Origin of the sequence: Kordia algicida OT-1 (genome assembly GCF_000154725.1) — a bacterium.
Lineage (GTDB): Bacteria > Bacteroidota > Bacteroidia > Flavobacteriales > Flavobacteriaceae > Kordia > Kordia algicida.
Window position 1 is genome coordinate 4,413,179 of sequence record NZ_DS544873.1, and the last position, 22,978, is coordinate 4,436,156.

At 34.3% G+C, this 22,978-nt stretch carries 23 protein-coding genes; 16 read left to right on the forward strand and 7 right to left on the reverse strand.

The window, feature by feature from the left end:
• The first annotated feature begins 37 nt into the window (after positions 1 to 37).
• From KAOT1_RS18820 to tsaB, 12 genes are all read left to right on the forward strand, one after another.
• The gene (locus KAOT1_RS18820) at positions 38 to 1,123 is read left to right on the forward strand and encodes a cytochrome c oxidase subunit 3 (RefSeq protein ID WP_007096488.1); all 1,086 of its coding nucleotides are present in this window, start codon (positions 38 to 40) and stop codon (positions 1,121 to 1,123) included.
• 30 nt (positions 1,124 to 1,153) lie between these two features.
• Positions 1,154 to 1,552: a cytochrome C oxidase subunit IV family protein gene (locus tag KAOT1_RS18825; RefSeq protein ID WP_007096489.1), complete on the forward strand. Its 399-nt coding sequence runs from the start codon at positions 1,154 to 1,156 to the stop codon at positions 1,550 to 1,552.
• 208 nt (positions 1,553 to 1,760) lie between these two features.
• Positions 1,761 to 2,468 carry a hypothetical protein gene (locus KAOT1_RS18830; RefSeq protein ID WP_007096490.1) on the forward strand — a complete coding sequence of 236 codons (708 nt, stop codon included), beginning with the start codon at positions 1,761 to 1,763 and terminating at the stop codon, positions 2,466 to 2,468.
• Between the two features lies 1 nt (position 2,469).
• A complete protein-coding gene (locus KAOT1_RS18835; RefSeq protein WP_007096491.1) occupies positions 2,470 to 3,171 on the forward strand; it encodes an SCO family protein in 702 nt (233 codons plus the stop codon).
• A gap of 4 nt (positions 3,172 to 3,175) precedes the next feature.
• A complete protein-coding gene (locus KAOT1_RS18840) occupies positions 3,176 to 3,736 on the forward strand; it encodes a DUF420 domain-containing protein (RefSeq protein ID WP_007096492.1) in 561 nt (186 codons plus the stop codon).
• The gene (locus KAOT1_RS18845) at positions 3,736 to 3,969 is read left to right on the forward strand and encodes a hypothetical protein (protein WP_007096493.1); all 234 of its coding nucleotides are present in this window, start codon (positions 3,736 to 3,738) and stop codon (positions 3,967 to 3,969) included. The genes KAOT1_RS18840 and KAOT1_RS18845 overlap by 1 nt, the downstream gene beginning before the upstream one ends.
• A gap of 119 nt (positions 3,970 to 4,088) precedes the next feature.
• On the forward strand, positions 4,089 to 4,790 hold the full coding sequence (locus KAOT1_RS18850; protein ID WP_040559708.1) for an ABC transporter ATP-binding protein: 702 nt from the start codon (positions 4,089 to 4,091) through the stop codon (positions 4,788 to 4,790).
• Positions 4,783 to 6,015, forward strand: a complete 1,233-nt coding sequence (locus KAOT1_RS18855; protein WP_007096495.1) for an ABC transporter permease — start codon at positions 4,783 to 4,785, stop codon at positions 6,013 to 6,015. The genes KAOT1_RS18850 and KAOT1_RS18855 overlap by 8 nt, the downstream gene beginning before the upstream one ends.
• Positions 6,016 to 6,031: 16 nt before the next feature.
• Entirely contained in the window at positions 6,032 to 7,294 is a 1,263-nt protein-coding gene (locus KAOT1_RS18860; protein ID WP_007096496.1) for an ABC transporter permease, read from the forward strand.
• 41 nt (positions 7,295 to 7,335) lie between these two features.
• On the forward strand, positions 7,336 to 8,505 hold the full coding sequence (locus KAOT1_RS18865) for an efflux RND transporter periplasmic adaptor subunit (protein WP_007096497.1): 1,170 nt from the start codon (positions 7,336 to 7,338) through the stop codon (positions 8,503 to 8,505).
• Between the two features lie 21 nt (positions 8,506 to 8,526).
• Entirely contained in the window at positions 8,527 to 9,960 is a 1,434-nt protein-coding gene (locus KAOT1_RS18870) for a TolC family protein (protein ID WP_007096498.1), read from the forward strand.
• A gap of 84 nt (positions 9,961 to 10,044) precedes the next feature.
• Complete coding sequence (gene tsaB / locus KAOT1_RS18875) at positions 10,045 to 10,737, forward strand: tRNA (adenosine(37)-N6)-threonylcarbamoyltransferase complex dimerization subunit type 1 TsaB (RefSeq protein ID WP_007096499.1); 693 nt, start codon at positions 10,045 to 10,047, stop codon at positions 10,735 to 10,737.
• Positions 10,738 to 10,786: 49 nt separating this feature from the next.
• Here tsaB and KAOT1_RS18880 read toward each other — a convergent pair whose 3' ends face one another.
• The 4 genes from KAOT1_RS18880 to KAOT1_RS18895 all read right to left on the reverse strand — a co-directional run bounded on the left by KAOT1_RS18880 (position 10,787) and on the right by KAOT1_RS18895 (position 13,403).
• On the reverse strand, positions 10,787 to 11,638 hold the full coding sequence (locus tag KAOT1_RS18880) for a mechanosensitive ion channel family protein (protein WP_007096500.1): 852 nt from the start codon (positions 11,636 to 11,638) through the stop codon (positions 10,787 to 10,789).
• Between the two features lie 90 nt (positions 11,639 to 11,728).
• Complete coding sequence (locus KAOT1_RS18885) at positions 11,729 to 12,097, reverse strand: DUF1304 domain-containing protein (protein ID WP_007096501.1); 369 nt, start codon at positions 12,095 to 12,097, stop codon at positions 11,729 to 11,731.
• Between the two features lie 122 nt (positions 12,098 to 12,219).
• Positions 12,220 to 12,420, reverse strand: coding sequence for a dodecin family protein (locus tag KAOT1_RS18890; RefSeq protein WP_007096502.1), 201 nt, complete (start codon positions 12,418 to 12,420; stop codon positions 12,220 to 12,222).
• A 77-nt stretch (positions 12,421 to 12,497) separates the two neighbouring features.
• Positions 12,498 to 13,403: a NifU family protein gene (locus tag KAOT1_RS18895; RefSeq protein WP_007096503.1), complete on the reverse strand. Its 906-nt coding sequence runs from the start codon at positions 13,401 to 13,403 to the stop codon at positions 12,498 to 12,500.
• Positions 13,404 to 13,838: 435 nt separating this feature from the next.
• Here KAOT1_RS18895 and KAOT1_RS18900 point away from each other — a divergent pair, with 435 nt between their 5' ends.
• Positions 13,839 to 14,843, forward strand: coding sequence for a PorP/SprF family type IX secretion system membrane protein (locus tag KAOT1_RS18900; RefSeq protein ID WP_007096504.1), 1,005 nt, complete (start codon positions 13,839 to 13,841; stop codon positions 14,841 to 14,843).
• 366 nt (positions 14,844 to 15,209) lie between these two features.
• Here the strand turns inward: KAOT1_RS18900 and KAOT1_RS18905 are convergent, their stop codons facing one another.
• Positions 15,210 to 16,388: a vWA domain-containing protein gene (locus KAOT1_RS18905; RefSeq protein WP_007096506.1), complete on the reverse strand. Its 1,179-nt coding sequence runs from the start codon at positions 16,386 to 16,388 to the stop codon at positions 15,210 to 15,212.
• A 52-nt stretch (positions 16,389 to 16,440) separates the two neighbouring features.
• Positions 16,441 to 17,466, reverse strand: coding sequence for an SIMPL domain-containing protein (locus KAOT1_RS18910; protein ID WP_007096507.1), 1,026 nt, complete (start codon positions 17,464 to 17,466; stop codon positions 16,441 to 16,443).
• Positions 17,467 to 17,679: 213 nt separating this feature from the next.
• On the opposite strand from KAOT1_RS18910, the gene KAOT1_RS18915 reads away from it, so the two are divergent.
• From KAOT1_RS18915 to KAOT1_RS18925, 3 genes are all read left to right on the forward strand, one after another.
• The gene (locus tag KAOT1_RS18915) at positions 17,680 to 19,908 is read left to right on the forward strand and encodes a tetratricopeptide repeat protein (RefSeq protein WP_007096508.1); all 2,229 of its coding nucleotides are present in this window, start codon (positions 17,680 to 17,682) and stop codon (positions 19,906 to 19,908) included.
• On the forward strand, positions 19,909 to 20,640 hold the full coding sequence (locus KAOT1_RS18920; protein WP_007096509.1) for a LytR/AlgR family response regulator transcription factor: 732 nt from the start codon (positions 19,909 to 19,911) through the stop codon (positions 20,638 to 20,640). It begins immediately after the preceding gene.
• Positions 20,641 to 20,814: 174 nt separating this feature from the next.
• A complete protein-coding gene (locus KAOT1_RS18925; protein WP_007096510.1) occupies positions 20,815 to 21,327 on the forward strand; it encodes a gamma carbonic anhydrase family protein in 513 nt (170 codons plus the stop codon).
• A gap of 837 nt (positions 21,328 to 22,164) precedes the next feature.
• Here the strand turns inward: KAOT1_RS18925 and murI are convergent.
• Positions 22,165 to 22,944, reverse strand: a complete 780-nt coding sequence (gene murI / locus KAOT1_RS18930; protein ID WP_007096511.1) for a glutamate racemase — start codon at positions 22,942 to 22,944, stop codon at positions 22,165 to 22,167.
• Positions 22,945 to 22,978: the final 34 nt, after the last annotated feature.

Below are 22,978 nucleotides of genomic sequence, written 5' to 3' on the forward strand. Positions count from 1 at the left end.
GTAAATTTGAACAATTTTTTAAAAATGCATACTTTTTATGGAAGCTACTGTTTCAAATACAGGTACAGAAGGTAAAGTTTGGGGAGGCGGAAACAAGCCGCTTAACGCCAGCTACGGAAAAATGATGATGTGGTTCTTCATCTTATCTGATGCACTAACATTCTCAGGATTTTTAGCGGCATACGGATTTTCAAGATTTAAATTCATTGACTCATGGCCAATTGCGGATGAAGTGTACAATCACTTTCCAGGCTTACACGGAGATCATCCGATGTATTTCGTTGCCTTAATGACATTTATATTAATTGCTTCTTCAGTAACAATGGTATTGGCTGTTGATGCTGGACACCATATGGACAAGAAGAAAGTAACCTTTTACATGTTCCTTACCATTATTGGTGGAGCAATCTTCTTAGGTTCACAAGCGTGGGAGTGGACAAACTTCATTCAAGGATATTACGGAGCTGTAGAAACAAAAGGAGGACAAATTCTTCAGTTTGTTGATGCAGATAAAAAAGATAGTCACGATAAAATGCTTCGTGTGTATGTGGATGACTTCGTAACAGCTTCTCACAAAGAAAGAGTACAGCACGAAAGTAAAAAAGGACTTTGGTTCGTATCAGAACCTGCATTACCAGAATATTCTGTTCAAGATGTTATTACAGGTTTCAACGCACATCCAAATTTGGCTGTTCGTACACAAGAATTAATGCCAAATATTGCTGAACTTGAAGCTTCAACAAATCCAGCGGATGTTGCCAAAGCTGAACGTATGAAATCAATGTATGTAAATACAGATCAAACTGGGCAAAAAGGAGTATTAAACAGAGCAGCCTCTGAAAAAGCATTGAAAGATGCCGTTGTGTACGTTAAAGGCGCAAACCTTATACACAACGAATACGGAAACAGACTCTTTGGAGACTTTTTCTTCTTCATTACTGGATTTCATGGATTTCACGTATTCTCAGGAGTTGTTATCAACATAATTATCTTCTTTAATGTCATCTTAGGAACATATGAAAGAAGAAAAAATAACTATGAAATGGTAGAGAAAGTTGGACTGTATTGGCACTTTGTCGATTTAGTTTGGGTATTCGTATTTACATTCTTCTACTTAGTTTAATAAAATATATCAAAGAAATTATAATATATCATGGCACACGATCACGGACATACTGAACATAAATTAGCCATATTCAGAGGGAGACTAAAATTTAAATCAAACGTTCAAAAAATTTGGGGCGTATTGATCTTCTTATCAATCATAACAATTATAGAAGTAGCATTTGGTATCTTTAAACCCGCTTTTTTAGTTGATAACTATTTCCTCGGAATGAAATTATTAAACTGGGTATTTATCATTTTAACCTTAGTAAAAGCATATTATATTGCTTGGGACTTTATGCACTTACGTGACGAAAAAAGTTCATTGCGTAGAGCTGTTGTTTGGACCGCAGTATTTTTAATTGCATACTTATTGTTCATCTTATTACAAGAAGGAACTTATATTGAAGGTGTAAAAGCAAACGGATTCATTAAGTGGGATTTCTAAAAATTCACTACAAAATATAAAGAAAAGCGATACAATATGTGTCGCTTTTTTTATGAATACTAATCACAGGAAAATTACAGCATAAAAATCATCTTAAAAAGTAAAAAAAACGAAAGATTATAGCGTTAAATAGCGAATCGATTTTTATTTTTGTATTCGCTAAAGTTATGATGCTTATATAACTGATTACGAACGTTAAAACGTACAAATGAAAAAGAAGATTATCTTAGGAGTTTTATTCTTATTGCCAGTATCTATTGTATTAATTCTTCTTTTTACCACACACAATTATACACCACTTCCCGTAATCAAAATGAACGTTTCCGAGCTAGTAAACTATGACTCCATAGAGGAACGAGACATTCAATTTGAAGGGAAAATTACCATACTTGGATTTTTAGGAAACAATGTAAAAGACAGAAAGATCAACGTATTAAATCTGAATCAAAAGATATACAAGCGTTTTAGTGGCTTCAAACATTTTCAATTAGTCATGTTGGTCACGCCAGGACAACGCGAAGAAATCGAAGAATTAAAATTTCAAATCAGTCGTTTTGCTGATGAATTGAAATCATGGAATTTCGTTGAAGTTGATGATCGTGAATTAACCCGAATTTTTGAAGGACTCGATTCTCCACTTACGTTAGATCAATACAATAGTTCTGACTTTGTATACATTATTGACAAAGACAAAAACTTGCGCGGACGTTTTGACGATCGTTCTAAAACAGAAATACAAGAAGAAGCAACGCCATACATGTTGTACGGATATAATACAACATTAATCTCGGAACTCTCAGGGAAAATGACAGACGATATCCGAATTCTATTTGAAGAATATCGAGGAAAATCAAAAAAAGAACAATCGCAAGACCGTAGAAAAGAAATCATCGAAGTTGACAAAAACGAAAAATAATATGAACAAAAATTATTCATACATAGGAATTGCTTTTATCATCTTAGTCTTTGGAATTATTTTTATTCCTAGAATCGTAAATACTGTCAAAGAAGAATCGATTGTAGAAAAAGACCGTATGAACATTGAAGGGAAAGAGCGAAACAAAAAGTTACTCTATCTTAAAATAAACGGAAAAGCGCGAAGTGTGCCCGATTTTTTATTTACAAATCAAGATGGTTTACAAATTTCAAATGATGACTTTAAAGGGAAAGTAACCGTAATGGAATTTTTCTTCACAACGTGTCCAACAATTTGTCCCGTAATGAATAGCAACATGCGAACGCTAGATGAAGAATTTCACGAAAGAGACGATTTTGCTATTGCTTCTTTTACGATAGATCCAGAAACGGATACGCCAAAAAAACTAAAAGAATATGCAGAACGTTATGGTGTCAAATCGCTAAACTGGCATTTTTTAACAGGCGATTTAGAAAAAATACACGAACTCTCCAATACTGGATTCAATATTTTTGCGGGAATCAACCCAGAAGTTGCAGGCGGATTTGAGCATCAAGGATATTTTGCACTCGTAGATAAAAATGGATTCATACGTTCGCGTAGAGACAATCATGGAAATCCTAAAATTTACTACCAAGGAACAGACGTTAAAGAAGTAGCAATGCTAAAAGAAGACATCAAAAACTTATTAGAAGAAGAATAGAATTATGGAAGCGACCAATGACATTGAGAAAAAATACAAAGTGTGGATTATCATTTTATCCATCGCCATACCATTAGTAGTAGCCGTATTATTTGGTGTAAAAATACCAAACGCAAAGCCACTAATGTTTTTACCACCAATTTATGCTACCATTAACGGACTTACGGCAGTTTTATTAGTTGCTGCGGTAATGGCAATCAAAAACAAAAAAGTAAAATTGCATGAAACGCTGATGAAAATCTGTATTGGACTTTCCGTACTTTTCTTAGGAATGTATGTTGCGTATCACATGACTTCTGAATCTACAAAATTTGGAGGCGAAGGATTGATAAAAGGAATTTATTTCTTCATCCTAATCACGCACATAGTATTAAGTATTGCAATTATTCCTTTGGTATTAATAACGTACGTAAAAGCGTTGGCAAAACGTTTCGACAAGCACAGAAAAATAGCAAAAATCACGTTTCCAATTTGGTTATATGTTGCGGTAACAGGAGTTATTGTGTATCTAATGATTTCTCCGTATTACAAAACTGCGGAAGAAGTTGTAAACGCAATTCAATAATGAAAAAAAAATATACAATACTATTCGTCATTCTAATGCTCAGTATCGTTTCTGCAGATGCTCAATGCGCTATGTGTAGAGCTGTATTGGAGTCCGAAGCAGATTTATCGCAAGCCAAAGGTGTCAACAATGGCATAGTATATCTCATGGCAATTCCGTATGTATTAGTAGCAATCACAGTATTTTTCATCTACAAAACATTTAATAAAAAAACAAAAACGAAAAAAATCTAACTTTTTTTGTAACGAATTCATAGTTGATTAGTCTTATAACAAAATAAGATTAACACAATATTATAAAACTTGTAATCGCAAATAAGTAATATTGTTAAACTAACATAACCTAACCAATTATGATTCAGATAAAGGAATTGCACAAGTCCTATCGTATGGGAAGTAACCATCTTCACGTACTCAAAGGAATCAATCTCGACATAAAAGAAGGAGAATTTGTTTCCATAATGGGTTCTTCAGGTTCAGGAAAATCTACCTTATTAAATATCATTGGAATGTTGGACGAAGCCGAAAAAGGTTCGTACATATTAGACGATGTTCCAATCAAAAACCTAAGTGAAAAGAAAGCAGCGATCTATCGTAACAAATTCTTAGGATTCATCTTTCAATCATTCAACTTGATTAACTATAAAAATGCCGCAGAAAATGTAGCGTTGCCATTATACTATCAAGGAGTTCCAAGAAAAATCAGAAAAGAAAAATCATTATACTACTTAGAAAAAGTAGGTTTGGCTGATTGGGCGCATCACTTACCAAGTGAACTTTCTGGAGGACAAAAACAGCGTGTTGCCATTGCGCGTGCACTGGCTTCAGAGCCAAAAGTATTGCTTGCCGATGAGCCAACAGGAGCGTTAGACACCAAAACCTCGTATGAAGTAATGGATTTTCTTCAAGGAATTAATGATGAAGGAAAAACCATATTAGTCGTAACGCACGAACCAGACATTGCCGATATGACCAAACGTATTGTCATGCTAAAAGATGGTGTCATTGAAGAAGATAAAGTTGTAGAACAAGTAAGAGCTTCACAATATGTTTGATTTAGATCGTTGGCGAGAAATATTCCAAACCATCAATAAAAACAAGCTAAGAACATTATTAGCTGGTTTTACGGTAACGCTCGGTATTTTGATCTTTACCATACTTTTTGGAATGGGAAATGGTCTCAAAAATACATTCTATGAGTCTTTTCAAGACGATGCACAAAATACCATTTTTATCTATCCTGGTTTTGCAAAAAAACCATTCAAAGGATTTAAAGAAAACAGACGTATCGAATTTAAAAATGAAGACTTAGAACTTCTCAAAGAGAAATTTGGAGATCGTATCGAATACATTACCGCAAGAATCTCAGACGGAGTTACGGTAAAATATAAAAGTGAATACGGAAACTACACGGTAAGAGCGGTACATCCTTCGCATCAATACTTAGAGCAAACAGACATTGAAAAAGGACGCTACATCAACGAAAACGATATTAAAAACGACGCACGTGTAGCTGTAATTGGACGTTTGGTTGAAGAAGATTTATTTGGACGAGACAACGCCGTTGGAAAATACTTTACGCTCAACAAAATTGTTTACAGAGTCATTGGTGTATTTAGTGATATTGGAAGTGGCGATAGGGAAGAACGGAACATTTATACACCTGTAACTACACAACAACTCATTTACAAAAACACCGACAAAATAGATCAGATCAACTTGTCCTATAACATGTCTATTGGTGCAAGTGGCGCGCGTAGACTTTCTAAAGACATCGAAAAACTACTTAAAAACAAGCATAATATTGCGCCGAGCGATCAAAACGGAATCTATATAGAAAGTGTTATTGAAGATTTAGAACAAACCTTACAGTTCGCCAATGTATTACAAATCATTGTATTTTTTATCGGTTTCGGAACCTTATTAGCAGGTGTGATCGGAATTAGTAATATCATGGTGTATATCGTAAAAGAACGTACCAAAGAACTCGGAATTCGAAAAGCATTAGGCGCAAAACCAAGTGCTGTAATCGGAATGATTTTACAAGAAACAGTGGTCATTACCATGATATTTGGATATATAGGATTACTCATAGGAAACTTTATACTCAAATCTATGGGAAGAAAACTAGAAGATTGGTTCATTACCAATCCAAATGTAAGTCAAGGAATTATCATCTTTGCTACAGTAACTCTAGTATTGGCAGGTTTAATTGCAGGATACATACCTGCGCGTAGAGCTGCAAAAGTAAAACCAATTGTAGCGCTAAGAGACGAATAAAAAACCAAGAACGAACATGAAATTTATATTTACAAGAGATACTTGGCAAGAAATTTTCGGAACCATTCGTAAAAATAAATTACGAACGGCGATCACGGTCATTGGTGTATTTTGGGGAATTTTACTCTTTATAGGCTTACAAGGCGCAGCAAAAGGTGTCGAAAACGGATTTGATATGGCTTTCAAAGATATGGCAACAAATAGTATCTTTCTTTGGGGACAACAAACAGGAATTCCGTATGCAGGTTACAACCGAAATCGCAGTGTTCGTATTGAATTAAGTGATACTTATAGAATTGCCAATCAAGTAGAAGGTGTGCAATTTGTAGCACCAAGAAACGCAAAAGGAATCTTTGATGGAGCGCCACCATTAGTAGTAAACAAACTAAAATCAGGAAACTACAAAGTTTTTGGAGACTATCCTGTAATTGACAAAGTATCAAAGAAAAAAATACGAAAAGGACGCTTCCTTAACCAAAAAGATATTGACGAAAAACGAAAAATATGTGTCATAGGAGAACGTATTCAAAAAGAACTCTTTGAAAAAGATGAAGATCCAATAGGACAATATATCAAAATAAGCAACATTTACTTTCAGGTAGTTGGCGTGTACAAAAAAAATAATACAGATTTTTTTGAAGGTGACAACTCAGTATTCATTCCATTTACAACCTTCAAAAGAGTTTTCAATACAGGAAATAGAATTGGTTGGATGGTTATTGCAGGATATCCAGATGAAGATATTGTAGCGATTGAAGAAAAAACAAAAACATTGCTCAAAAGAAGGTACGACGTACATCCAGATGACGAAAGAGCCTTTGGAGCCGCAAACTTAGGAGAAATGTTTGGGAAAATTACAGGATTCGTAAAAGGACTAAAATTTACAGCATTAATTGTTGGAATTGCCACGATACTCGCAGGAGTCATTGCCATTGGAAACATTCTACTGATAACCGTAAAAGAACGTACCAAAGAAATAGGAATTAGACGTGCGCTAGGAGCAAAGCCAGGAGAAATCAGAGGACAAATTATACTCGAATCCGTTTTCCTAACATTAGTAGCTGGAATATTTGGAATCACCATTGGCGGCTTATTGCTGTCAACTTTAAATGGTTGGACGCAAAGCCTAGAAGATTTCCCATTTGTCAATCCAACGGTAAGTTTAGAATACATAGGAATGGCACTTGGACTCATGGTAGTACTTGGAACACTCATAGGGCTCATACCAGCGCAACGTGCCGTAAATGTCCGACCTATTGAAGCATTAAGAGAAGAATAACTATAACATCAATCAATATTATAATTTAAGAACTAAGAAAAATGAAGAAAATTTTATTAATCCTATTATTAATAGTATTTATCTTAGGAGCATTTGGAGCAGCATCATACTTTATCAGTTCAAATAAAAAAAGTACTGAAACTTTTGAAACGGAAACGCCTTTTAGGACTTCAATCGTTAGAAAAACAGTAGCCGCAGGAACAGTAATTCCTGAAGATGAAGTAGAAATCAAACCTCAAATCTCTGGAATTATTGAAAAAATACACGTTGAAGAAGGTGAAAAAATCAAAACAGGAGATTTAATTGCAAGCATCAAAGTTGTTCCTAATGAGCAATCATTAAACAGTGCTAGAAATAGAATTAAAAACTCACAAATAGTATTAAACAACGCAAAAATTGCGTACGATAGAAACAAATCACTTTTTGACAAAGGAATCATTTCAAGTCAGGAATTTGAACGAGCAGAATTGTCATACGATCAAGCAAAACAGGAAGTTCGCAATGCACAAAGCGATTTGCAAATCATCAAAAAAGGTTCTGTAGGAGGTTCTTCGGCAAACACAAACGTAAGAGCAACTGTTTCAGGAACGATCTTAGTCATTCCTGTAAAAGAAGGAGATCAAGTAATTGAAAGTAACAACTTCAATGCAGGAACAAGTATTGCAACTATTGCTGATCTTAGCAAAATGATCTTTGAAGGAAAAGTAGATGAAGCAGAAGTTGGAAAACTAAAGCCAGACTCAGAACTAAAAGTAAGTCTTGGAGCAATTGAAGACAAAGAATTTGATGCACAACTTACATTTGTTGCGCCAAAAGGAGTAGAAGAAAGTGGAGCTGTTCAATTCAAAATTAGAGCAGATGTTGCACTTGATGATGATTACTTTATCAGAGCAGGATACAGTGCAAATGCTTCTATTGAACTTGAAAAAAAGGAAGATGTTTTAGTTATTGACGAAGGTTTGTTGCGTTTCGATTCTAGAAATGAAGACAAGCCTTATGTTGAAGTAAAAACCGGAGAACAAAAATTCAAAAAACAATTCATAGAAGTCGGTATCTCTGATGGTAAAAACATTGAAATCCTTTCTGGTTTAGAAGAAAAAGACGAAATAAAAGTCTGGAACAAAAAAGCTAAAAAAATAGACGACGAAGACAATAATGACAAGGAAAATGGCGATGAGGATAATACTGACGAAGACGAAATAAACGATTAACACCGAAACATTACATACCACATGAAAAAAGTTTTAACATTTATATTGCTCATTGCTGCCACAACAGCAACAATGCATGCACAGAAAAAATGGACATTAAAAGAATGTGTTGATTATGCGCTCGATAACAGTATTTCAATCAAACAAGCACAACTCAACCGCGAATCTACCGAAATAGATAAAAGTGATGCCGTAGGTAACTTTTTACCTTCCATAAATGCATCATCTTCCCATTCATGGAATATTGGTTTAAACCAGAATATTACTACAGGTATTTTAGAAAATCAGACCACTCAAAATACGTCTGTAGGTCTTAATATGAATGTAACGCTATTTGATGGTTTGCAAAATGTAAACAGATTGCACAGAGCTAATTTAGCAATTTTGGCAAATCAATATCAGTTAGATGACATTAAAGACAATACCTCTTTACAAGTGGTACAAGCATTCTTGCAGATTCTATTCAACAAAGAATCACTAAAAGTGCTTGAAGCGCAATATGCAGTAACTAAAGCAGAATTAGAACGTACAAATGAACTTGTAAAAGAAGGTGTATTGCCACGTGGCGATAAATTCGAAATCGAAGCCAACCTGGCTACACAAGAGCAACAAATAGTGAATGCAGAAAATGCGTTACGTTTCTCTAAAATATCCTTGGCACAATTGCTACTAATTACCGACTACGAAAACTTTGATATCGCTGAAGGTAATTACATGATTCCATCAACAACAATCATGAACAACACACCACGACAAATCTTTGAAAAGTCTATGGAAGTTCGTAACAACATAAAAATATCTGAAGCAAACATTCAATTGGCAGAATACGACTTAAAAATAGCTAAAGGGCAACGTTATCCAACTCTTTCAGGATTTTACAGTTTCAATACCAGAGCAACCAACTCAGATATTTTCGCTGGCTTTATTCCAGATACAGAAGATCCATTCAATACTATTGGTTTTGTAGAAGGAACAGGAGAAAACGTATTAACCCCAAATTTTTTAAGAGTTACGGAAAAATCTGATCCACTATTCGATCAATTCAGCGACAATAAAGGTCACTCATTCGGCTTGCAATTAAGCATTCCTATATTTAATGGTTTTAGAACAAGTAACAATGTAAAACGAAGTGAAATTGCCATAGAAAGAGCAAAATATAATTTAGAGCAGTCAAAAATCGATTTAGAAGCAACTGTAAATCAAGCATACAATGATGCCAAAGGCGCACTAAAAGCCTACGAAGCTGCCGAAAAAACATTATTAGCACGACGTGAAGCACATAGAAATTCAACTGACAGATTTAGTGAAGGAATGATGAACTCTTTCGATTTCAGTCAGTCAAAACAACGTTTAGAATCAGCAGAATCCGATGTCGTACGAACAAAATACGATTACATCTTCCGATTAAAAATACTAGAATTCTATTTCGGACTTCCGCTCACAGATTTGCAATAAAAATCATCATAAAACACATAAAAAAGCATCAATACTTTCAAAAAGGTTGGTGCTTTTTTACTTTTGTCAAAAATTACGCAGTTCATGGCAATACGATTATACATAGAAACTTCTACAACCAATTGTTCGGTGTGTTTGGCAGATGATGAAAAAGTGCTCTATTTTAAGGAAGAAAACAACAAAAACTATTCACATTCAGAAAAGTTGCATGTATTTATCAAAGAAGCTTATGAAACAGCAAAAATAACTCCAGAAGCTGTTGATGCTATTGTCGTGGGAAAAGGTCCAGGATCATACACAGGATTACGTATTGGAGTTTCTACGGCAAAAGGATTGTGTTTTGCTTCTGATGTAAATTTAATGGCAATCGAAAGTCTAGAAATTCTTGCGCGTTCACTAAAAATTGAAGAAGGCGTAATTTTACCATTATTAGATGCGCGTCGTATGGAAGTATATTCGGCAGTATTTGATAAAAATTATACACAAATCAGAGAAACGCGTGCAGAAGTAGTTGCAGAAACTTCATTTGCCGAATATCTAGCCAAAGGAAAGGTTCATTTTATCGGGAATGGTGCAGAAAAATGCAAAGAAATCATCACGCATGAAAATGCTGTTTTTTATGATGAGGTATACTTTCCATCTACAGAACAAATGATTCCAATAGCGATAGAAAAGCACAAAAAAAACGACATCGAAGATGTCGCTTATTTTGAACCGTATTACCTAAAAGATTTTGTAGTTACTAAACCTAAAAAGAAAAATCCTGCTTCAACATAATGAAACAGGATATTTTATTTTAGTCTAACAGTCTAACAGTCTAACAAGTCTATTCTCCTTTATGAATTTCAACACTATGTGGATAAGGAATTTCAATTCCAGCTGCATCAAGTGCAATCTTAGCATCTTCTAAAACCTTAAAATACACATCCCAATAATTTGCAGTAGTAGACCATGGTCGTACAGCAAAATTCACAGAACTATCTGCCAATTCAGAAACATTTACCGTTGGTGCAGGATCTTTTAATACTTTATCATTTGCTTGCATTACTTGCATCAATACTTCTTTCGTTTGTTTAATGTCCGCATCATACGAAACACCAATTACGTGATCGACTCTTAAAATACCTTCTGCCGAATAATTGATAATATTTCCATTCGATAAAGAACCATTTGGTATAATTGCTAACTTATTTCCTGGAGTGTTTAATTGAGTAGTAAAAATTTGAATTTCCTTCACAACACCAGTGACACCTTGTGCTTCAATCAAATCGCCAATTTTAAATGGCTTGAAAATCATAATTAACACACCACCTGCAAAATTTGATAACGAACCTTGTAAAGCTAAACCTATTGCCAAACCAGCAGCACCAATAACAGCGGCAAACGAAGTTGTTTCTACACCTAATTTTGAAGCAACTATGACAAATAATAAAATTTTCAGTGTCCAGCTGAGTAAATTCCCTAAAAACTTCTGTAAAGTAGCATCAAGTCCACGTTTTTCCATAACGCGCTTAGCCAATTTTACCACCATATTGATAACAAACAAACCTACAATCAGTATTACCAATGCAGCAATTACTGCAGGTGCATATTCAATAATTACATTTTTCAATTGTGTGAGCCAATCTGTGGCAGTTTCTGTTTCTACTTCAGGAGTATTTGTGTTTCCGTCTTGCATAATATTTTTAGTTTTTTTGATGAAACAAAATTAAAAATTTGGGTAATTTTTAGGTAAAATTATAAAATGAAACGATAAGGTTTCTACAAACTACATTAAAAATCTGTTAAACAACATCACTGCTAAAGCCAAAAAAGCAGGTATTCCTTGTACAATTAAAATACGTTTGCTTTTAGTAGAGTAAGCGCCGTACAACGCAGCGACACAAACACAAATAATAAAAAATAAACTTACATCTGTGTCTTCGGTGTACAAAGACCAAAATAATCCTGCGGCTAAAAAACCGTTGTACAATCCTTGGTTTGCGGCGAGAGTTTTAGTTTCTTCTGCAAATTCTTTCGATTTCAATCCGAAGGTTTTCATGCCTTTGGGTTTTGTCCATAAAAACATTTCTAGATATAAAATGTATACGTGTTCTATTGCGACAAGTGCAATAAGAATGGTTTGTAGAATTTTCACAAGTTTCGATTTTGATGGTTGGTTGAAAAAAAATTTCCTTTTGAAAAGGTATGGAAAATCTATGAAGATAAAAAAGCGTTACCAAACCTGATAACGCTTTTGTATATATGATAGGTATATTTTTATTTTACTTCAAACGTAAGTTTTAAGTTTACGCGGTATTCCGTTACTGCATCTCCGTTTACAATAGCACTTTGCTCTTGTACGTATACAGATCTGATGTTTTTTACAGACTTAGAAGCCTGTTTTACAGCTTTTGCCGTAGCATCTTCCCAACTTTTCTTAGAATTAGAAAGTACTTCAATTACTTTTAATACTGCCATAATATTAGGTGTTTAAAGGTTAAATAATTTATGAAACCATTAAATTACGGCAATTCTTTCAATTAAAAAAATAGGATTTATCCATTTATGGCAACAACTTCGCTCACTTGCCCTTTTAATAAATTCTTCAACGTATTTTCAATACCACTTTTTAACGTCATTGTTGAAGATGGACAACCGCTACATGCACCTTGCAATACTACTTTGACAATTTTAGAATTTGGATCGTATGAATCAAACATAATATTTCCACCATCACTAGCAACCGCTGGTTTGATGTATTCTTCTAAAATATTGACAATTTCTTTTGAGATGTCGTCCAATTCTTCAAAACTTTCATCAGAAATTTGAATCTTCTCTTTTTGTTCAACAGGAATATCTTTTGAAATGACTTCTCTTCCTTCTTGAATGTAATTACGGATAAATTCGCGAATTTCCATTGTAATATCATTCCATTCTACCATATCGTATTTGGTAATTGAAATGTAATTTTTATCTAAAAAGATTTCTTTCACAAACGGAAAGTGAAACAATGATTGTGCAAGTGGCGCGTATTTTGTTTCGTCGATATTCTTAAATTCAAAAATACGATCAACTATCTTTTTATTGGCAACAAACTTCATTACCGTTGGGTTTGGTGTACTTTCGGCATAAATCGTTACAGGAACTACCTTTTTTGGTGAGGCCGATTCGCTAATGACTTCCTTTCCTTCATTAATGTAATTTTGAATTTGCTCAGCAACTTCATCTTGTACGTCTTCCCAAGTCACAATATTATAACGCTCAATAGCAATAAAGTTTCCAGAAATAAAAATGGTTTTTACAAATGGAAGATAAAATAATTGCTGTGCTAACGGAGAATCTTTAGCCTCGTCAATGTTTTTAAATTCGTAACTATTATGTCGGGAAAGAAACGTGCTTGCTTCAAATTTTATAATTGCGGGATTGCTTGTTTTTTCGATACTTATCGTAATACCACTCATGGTTTCAAATTTTTTACAAAAGTAACCATTATCGTTGTATTTTGTAAATGGACAGCAGTAAATTATGCTATGGTAACAGCAAGTTTCAAGTAAAATTATATTTTATGTTAAAATAATTAATAAATAATTACGTTTTTAATAAATTGACGCCCAAAATTAAGGATGCCAGAAACTTGTTTTGTTAAAATGAGATTCTAACTGGTCAACATTGATAATAAATTCAGTTAAGAATTACATTCTTATCAAATAATTTATATATTTGACCAAATGTGTGGCATTTTTCAATGCGAAAACACCTATTTTTAAGGAGTATTGCATATAACTAATTGAAACACAATAATTAAAGGCCTCGTTATCAAATAATAAGTTGCATTGAATGTTCGGTACAACATGACGTATGTATTGTTCATTTTTTACACAAAAAGATAAACACTAATGAATTTTAAAAAATACTTAGCTATTGTTGCCATCGCATTTGGAGTGCAATGTTCTTTTTCGCAAGATGGACTTCCTGTTTATGTAGACTATCTTTCAGATAATTTATACCTCATACATCCATCAATGGCAGGAGCGTCTTCTTCGTCAAAAATTAGATTGACAGCAAGACAACAATGGTTTGATGTAGATAATGCACCATCATTACAAACCTTGAGTTTTAATACACGTGTTGGTGATAAAGTAGGTTTCGGAGCAATTGTGTATAACGATGAAAATGGTAACTTTTCTCAACAAGGTGCCTATCTTACTTTTGCCTATCACTTATTACTTTCAAGAAATAGAGTAGATTTAAATCAATTATCATTTGGTATTAGTACAGGATTTACACAAGGTACGTTAGACGAAACAGGTTTTGATATCATCAACAATCCTGATCCAATTATTTCTGGAACACAACAAAATGCAACGTATTTTAATGTTGATTTCGGAGCTTCTTACTATTTCTTGGACTTTTATGCGCATTTAACTATTAAAAATGCTTTGCCAACAAAAAGAGATTTGTTTTCTCAAGAATTTGAATCAAAAAATCAACGTCGCTATTTGGCTTCTGCTGGATATGTTTTTGGAGCATACGACAGCGATTGGCAATACGAACCTTCTTTTATGTTTCAATATACAGACGAAACACAAGAATCTTCTATTGATGCAAACATTAAAGTGTACAGAAGTATGGAATTCGGAACAATTTGGGGAGGATTGTCATACAGAAGAAGTTTAGATGGAGCAGAATTTGTAAACGGAACACAAGTTGACAACCAAAAACTACAGTATATCACACCGTTTGTAGGTATTAACTATAACAAGTTTATGTTTGCATATACATATTCATACCAAGCAAACTCTCTTGTACTTTCAAATGGAGGATATCACCAAGTTACGTTAGGATATGACTTTGGAAGCAGACGTGATCCTTACGATTGTAACTGTCCTGCAATTAATTAAGACAACATAACATTACAACATAAAAAAGGCTTGCAACATCATTGCAAGCCTTTTTATTTTTATACATTAGTCTAAATCGAGCGAAGCGATTCTGAAAGCTTCGCAAGAAGCGTTCTAACAGCAAAGTGGTCTAAAGTCTAACAGCAAAGCGATCTAACTCCAAAGTACTTCTCGATACATTTTTTCTCCGTTTCCTTCCAAAAAAACACTCGCAATGAACGATTAGAATTTCAAAAATCAATTAATGATATCAGAAAAAACCTTAGATCATTCAATCTTTAAATCGAGCGAAGCGATTCTAAAAGCTTCGCAAGAAGCGTTCTAACAGCAAAGCGGTCTCAAGTCTAACAGCGAAGCGATCTAATACTACCATGTATAGTTTTTACGCGCCGCCTGTGTCTTAATTGCTTTAATCATGGCGCTTTCCAAATCGTCTTTACCATCTTTTTTACTTTTTTCAGAAATATACGCTTTACGTTTGGCATCTAATTCACGAATATTACGCTGAATCTCTTTACGTTCCTTTTGTTTTTTAGCAACATATGCTGCAATCTGTTCTTTCGACTTTCCTTTTAGTTCTTTTGGCAATTCAGCTTCTGTTAATTCTTCAAGTTTTACTGAATCGTTGGCAATTCCGTCAACCAAATCCCAAGAAGAATTAGTGTAAAAGCTAGAACTTTTAGAAACAGCACGATCTACAGCAATTTCTTCGTTAATAGAATTTGCATTAAAATCCTGTGTTGCTTGCTGTGTTACTTTATAACTTCCACGTGAACCATAGGCAATATACGTTTTGTTTAATTGTGTATTATATTCCATAATCTTCTGATCGTATGGCGTTTTTACATACACGATATTTCTATTGTGCGCAATAGTCATATAATCACCTTTTCCTTGTACAGCACCATCTTTCCACATTCCAGAAATTCCTTGTTGATAGTTTCCGCAAAAAATCGTGTTAATTACCACATCTTTTTCACAAGCATTCGTAATGGCATCTCTATAATTTACTTTTCCTTGTGTAAATGGCTCATTTCCAGCAATAAAAAGCAGTTTTAAATCTTTCGGATTATTTCCCCAATTCAATTCGTCCATGGATGTTTGAATCACATGTCCGCAAAACTCACTTCCGCCACTTGTGGTCAATGAAAATAATTTCTCAGAAATTTCATCCAAATCATTGCTAAACCCTAGTACTTGTCTGATATAACCTTCTTCCGCAGACAAAGTAGAGTTTCCATATTCATACAAGGCAATTTCTAATTTTGGTTTTTCGTCATCACATTTCGCGTATGACAATTCATTAATAATCTCCCACAATTGTGCTTTTGCTTGATGAATTAATCCATCCATACTATTACTCGTATCTAACAATAACGCTACTTTAATTGTGTTTTGTTTCTTAGTTTGCAACAAATCTTTGCTTTCAATAACTGCTGTCGTAGTTTTTGCTTCGTTCAGTAAAGCGGTGTCGTTTTTTGAATTTCCTTTGCATGACATCGTAAATAGCAATGCTCCTGCAAAAAGTACATTTAATGTTTTCATGTGTTTCTTTTTTAAGTTTTTAAATCAAGTCTGGTATAAACTTTTGGTGTAGCTAGTTACTTGTATTCAGTTGTTTTACGTCAATCTTTCCGTCAGGAGAAATCACATAATATTTATGTTCTGTTTTTACTTCTGTTTTTGGAGGTTTTACTTGTTCTTTTGGTTTTGGCGAATAGATCAATTTAATCTGCATTCCAACTTGTACAACAGGTTCTAAAATGGCAGGATTTATCACAATGTCATAATTTTCAGTAGAAATTGGCTGATAGTAATACGAAGTCTGTTTCTTGGCTTTGGTCACACCTTTATTCTTCTTTAACGCTTCAAAAGAAACGCTATTAAACGCTTGATAATTTTTGTAAAAATCTTTTGGGAAATAGCAATACTTATCATCTGCCATCACTACATTATAATTTGCCAAATCAAAACCTAACACGTCATAATATTCTTTCTGCTCCTTAATGAGTTCTAATAAGGATTTTTGAAGCTTTTTATACACTTCGCGAATATTCTCCACAAAATAATCCACCTTTACCAAGTTGTAAATTTCATTCGTTGCGCAAGCCGCTAAAATTTTCTCAAACTGTTGTGTTTTTTTAAATTGAATATGAATGTTTTGTTGCAATTCAAAACCTTTAGGAACTTCATTATACTTAGTGCTAAACAGCTTTTTCTCTACTTCAATTTCATATACTGGAACAAACGAAATGACATCAATGGCAATATCTTCTTCCTTAATTCCAGCCGTAAGCAATTCGTTACGAACATTATCAATTCGCTCATTTACCAATTTATGTGTTTCGTCGGCTGTTGGACCAATTTGAGAAATATTAAAAACGGCAGTATACGAACTTGCTTTGGCATTGTACAACGCGTGAACGTCTAGCGTAATATTAGCATTCGGGTTTACATTTCGCCTCGGATTGGACGTTTGCGGACCATAACGTTGTGCATTTCCATACGCAGTTGTTGCCACATTTTGACGCGAAATTTGAACATTTTGGTCATAATTCCCTTTGTGTTGCGCAAATATGATCTGGGAAATCAGTAGGCACAATAATAAAGTTATTTTTTTCATCGGATTTTAATTTTGTTTAAAAGTACCTGCAAAGAAATCCGTAAAAAACGAGCAATGAGTTAATGACTATTTTGAATGAGTAAACGGCAATCTTAAATGAGAGAAGCAATAAAAAATCAGTCAAAAACTTCCTAAAAACAAGGTTTTAAGTCAATGCACATTTTAGTATATCGGCGAAAGTACGTATGTTTATCATTCATAATGAAAAAGATAATGAAAAAGCTATTCGCTATATTTTTATTCATAAGCTTATTTTCTTTTCAGGAAAGTACTGCGCAAAACTCTAAAGAAGTAGAAGAAAAAGCGGCTGCCTATTTTACAGTACGCGGAGAAATTAGAGGAGAAATAAACAGAACACCTGTCGAAGATGCAACGGTTCGTGTTGTTGGAGGAGAAGTGGTCAAAACAAATGCCTTTGGTCGTTTTACCATTCGTACGCGTATTGGCGATCAATTGGTAATAGAACATCCGAGTTTTGGGAAAGAATTTCACACGGTAACAAGTGGCGAATCTATAGAAGTATTGGTCAAAGGTTATGATGAAGAAACCGACAATCAAGACCGTAAAAAAAGTGAAAACAAACGAGAATCTGACTTAAAACAACACAAAATATTATTGGATTCTGCGGTAATGTTTAAGAAAAAAGACATCGATAAAAGTATTCAATACATTGAAAAAGCGCTTGAAAATTTATACGATAATAGAGACGAAAAACAACTGTCGGACTCGTATAGCGTTTTAGGTGATATTTATGTGTATTGGAAACAATACGATTTGGCAATTAGTAATTACGAAATCGCACTAAAAATGTACAGTACGAGTCGTTTGTGGATTTCTCTTGGATTGACACAATTGTTAAACGAACAATATCAAGAAGCGATAACTTCTTTCAATAGAATTCTACGAAATAACTTATCAAGATATCAGCAAGCTACCGTATATGAAGGTTTGGGTGATGCATATAATGCGTTAAAGAAATACGAAAAAGCGCTAGAGAATTATAACAAAGGCTTGGAAATTGCCAAAGAAGACTTAATTACGCCAAAAATTACAGATTTAAACTCTAAAATTGCTGAAAATTATGCGGAAAGCGGGAAGATTCAAATTGCCAACAATTACTACAACAACTCTTTAAATCTTGCTTCTGAGCAAAACCTAAATCGTGCCATTGTAGAACAAGATCGTGTGGCAGATTTCTATAATTCTACAAATTTGTATGACAAAGAAATTGAATTACGAAAGAAGAATTTAGAAGATTTAGAAAAATCGGGCGTACAAACTCAAACGTCAAAAGGGTTTTTAAAAGATTCTGTAGTCATTAGCTCTCAGCGAATTAATTATAAAATTGGAAATGCATTCTTGCAACAACAAAAATATGATGAAGCACTTCCGTATTTTGAAAAAAGTGCTTCAGAAGCTAACAAGAAAGAAGATTTAATTGTTCAAAAAGATGCCACTCGAAAACTATCGGAAACACTGGAGTCACTTGGAGATTTTGACGCCGCACGAAAAACTTTTGAAGAATATGTAGAGTTGGTCAATGAATTGGTATTGCGAAAAGAACAAGAAATTTCACAAGCAAATCGCTTCCGAAAAAACATCCAAGACAACCAAATTCGGATTATGAGTTTGGAAGCCGATCGTACCCTAGAAAATGATCGAAAAAGAATTTATATGCGTGAGCAACTTCTAATTGAAGAAAGCAACAAACGCCAACAATACACGATTTATTCGCTGATTTTTGGAATGACTTTGCTCGTCATCACGATCTATCTATTATATCGAAACAGCAAACAACAGAAATTGGCAAACAATCTATTGGCGTTAAAATCATTGCGTACGCAGATGAATCCGCACTTTATCTTCAATGCTTTAAATTCTGTAAACAATTACATTGCGCTCAATGATGAACGAAATGCGAATCGTTATTTATCTGAATTTTCAACCTTAATGCGTTCGGTTTTGGAAAATTCGGATGAAGATTTTATTCCATTATCAAAAGAATTAGAACTGCTTGAATTGTATGTGCGATTAGAACACATGCGCTTTCAGGATAAATTTGACTATGAAATTAATGTTGACGAACAATTGAAAGTTTCTGAATTTCAAATTCCGCCAATGTTACTACAACCTTATATTGAAAATGCAATTTGGCACGGATTGCGTTACAAGGAAGAAAAAGGGAAACTCCGTATTTCCATTTCAGCAAAAAACGATGAAACGCTCGAAATTTGTATTGAAGATGACGGAATTGGCAGAAAACGTTCTATGGAATTAAAGACCAAAAATCAGTTGCGTCAAAAGTCAAAAGGAATGGGAAATATCAAAAAACGTATTGCTATTTTGAACGATATGTACAAAGACAAAGTAGATGTTACCATCGCAGATGTTTCGAAAGATGGACAAGGAACCAAAGTTATATTAACGCTTAAAAAAGACTAAATGCAATTACAAACCATTATTGTTGAAGACGAAGAAATCAGCAGAGAAATTCTAAAAAAATACATCGCAAAATACTGTCCGAATATCAACATTGTTGGCGAAGCGGCAAATATTGATGATGCTTTAATTTTAATTAGAAACAATGAATTGGATTTGGTGTTTTTAGATGTAGAAATGCCTTTTGGAAATGCTTTTGATTTGCTCGAAAAAGTGGGCGATCGTTCGTTTGAAACTATTTTTGTAACGGCATACGATCATTATGCGATTGAAGCCTTAAACAGTCATGCGTCATACTATTTGCTAAAACCGATTTCTATTGATGAATTGATAAAGGCAGTCGATCATGTAATTTCCATCAAAAGTAAAGAAGAACGTTTAGCAGATGATGTCATTTCTACCAATATTGATACAATTAACGGAAAAATAACCATTCCGCAACAAGATGGTTTTCAAGTGTTAAATGTTTCCGAAATCGTGTATTGCAAAGCTGATGATAATTATACGGAAATCTATGTAAACGATTCCAGAATTGTGGTCAGTAAAACCTTAAAGTACTTTGAAGAAGCACTGAGTCAATATCCTTTTGCACGCGTTCATAAATCATATTTAGTCAATGTCAATGCTGTGGTAAAATACAGAAAAGGGAAAGGCGGAAGTGTTGTTTTAAGCAACGGTAAAGAAGTGATGGTTTCGGCTACGAAAAAAGCAAACTTGTTGTCGTATTTTAAATAGATGGAAATTGAACTTGAATTTGAATTTGAAGTTGAAAACGTTTGAAACGTCCTTGCGAGGAAGCATGACGAAGCAATCTGTTTCTAATAAAACTGAACTTGAAAATATTTGATACCTTAAAACCCAAAACCCAAAACCCAAAACCCAAAACCCAAAACCCAAAACCCAAAACCCATGATAAAACCCGTAAACGGAAAACATCCACAAATAGGAAATGATTGTTTTATTGCCGAAAATGCTACGATAGTTGGCGAAGTTACCATGGGAAATCAATGTAGTATTTGGTTCAATGCCGTATTGCGTGGCGATGTACATTTTATCAAAATGGGCGATAAAGTAAACGTGCAAGATGGCGCTGTCATTCACGCAACCTATCAAAAATCACCAACAACCATTGGAAACAATGTTTCTATCGGACATAACGCAATTGTACACGGTTGCACGATTCACGATAATGTATTAATCGGAATGGGAAGTATTGTGATGGACGATTGTGTTGTAGAAAGTAATAGTATTATTGCGGCGGGCGCAGTTGTAACTAAAAATACGCATATCAAATCAGGAAGTATTTATGCAGGCGTTCCTGCGAAAAAGGTAAAAGATATTAGTGACGAACTCATCTCAGGAGAAATCAATCGTATTGCAGATAATTATGTGGAATATTCGAGTTGGTTTAAGAAGGAATGAATTAGGTGTTGGGGATTTGGAATTAGGTATTAGTATTTTCAAAGGAAACTCATTACTTCTGTAGTAGATTTCGATACAATTTTCTTCATTTTATTTCGAAAATCACTCAATCAGACGGTTTTGAATACAAAGAGAATCAGGATGTTTCTTATAAGATTTTACGTCAAAAAAACATCCGAGTAAGCATCTAAAAGCGAAGCGATCTAACATCTAACAGCGCCAGCGGTCTATAAGCAAAGCGATCTAACATCAAAGCGATCTCAAAAAAGAATCAAGACTTTTAGAGCCAAGAATCAGGAATCAGGATGTTTCCAAGATAATTTCTGCATAAATAGAAACTTAAAGTATTTCAAGGTTCGTTCTTAATGACAAAGTGTAATAAATAGGAGCTGCGTCAAACTGAACTTGATTCAGTTTCTCAAAAGAGTAGCATCAATTTTTACGTCAAAAAAACATCCGAGTAAGCATCTAAAAGCGAAGCGATCTAACAGCAAAGCGATCTCAAAAAAGAATTAAGACTTTTAGAATCAAGAATCAAGAATCAGGAATCAGGAATCAGGATGTTGCTCACAAGATTAGCGGCAATTTTAACATCAAAAAAACATTCGAGTAAGCATCTAAAAGCGCAGCGATCTAACATCTAACAGCGCCAGCGGTCTATAAGCAAAGCGATCTAACATCAAAGCGATCTCAAAAAAGAATTAAGACTTTTAGAATCAAGAATCAGGAATCAGGATGTTGCTCACAAGAGTAGCGGCAATTTTAATATCAAAAAAACATTCGAGTAAGCATCTAAAAGCGAAGCGATCTAACATCTAACAGCAAAGCGGTCTAGTATCAAAAGTCCAAAGCTTCCACAGAAAAATCATGCTTCAAAATATGCTGTAAAATTTCAGGATTTCCGTTACTATAAAAAATACAATTGCCGCGAGTTTCTTCTTGCGTAGACAAGTCATGTTTTGCCAAAATAGCTTCTGTTTGTCTTGCAACTGCAATTCCAGAATCAATAATCTTTACATGTTTCGGTAAGAAGCTTTGCAACTTCGGAATTAAATACGGATAATGACTGCAACCCAATACCAAATAATCAATATTTGCATGCAACATTGGTGTCAAATATAATTTTAAAAGTTTTTCCATTTCTGGACTTTCAATCTTTCCATTTTCAATCAACGGCACCAAACCTTCGCCAACTTGTTCAATGATTTGTACGCCGTTTGCATACAAATCAGAGGTTTTGTGAAACAATTCGCTTGACAATGTACCTTTTGTCGCCAAAATGCCAATCGTTCCAGATTTCGTCTGCAAAGCCGCAGGTTTAATCGCAGGTTCAATTCCGATAAACGGAACATCATAATTTTTTCGCAGATGACGAATGGCATTTGTAGTAGCAGTATTGCAAGCCACTACGATCATTTTGCAACCCTTTTTCAGTAATAATTCGGTATTTTTTACGCTGAGGTCAATAATTTTTTCTTTTCCTTTTGGTCCGTACGGTGCATTTTTGCTATCCGCTAAATAAATGGTGTGTTCGCTAGGCAAGCGTTTGTGAATTTCTCGCCAAATAGAAGTGCCGCCAACACCAGAATCGAAAATACCAATCGGGGAATTGCTCATAATGGTAAAAATAAGTAAAAAAATAGCGTCTTCT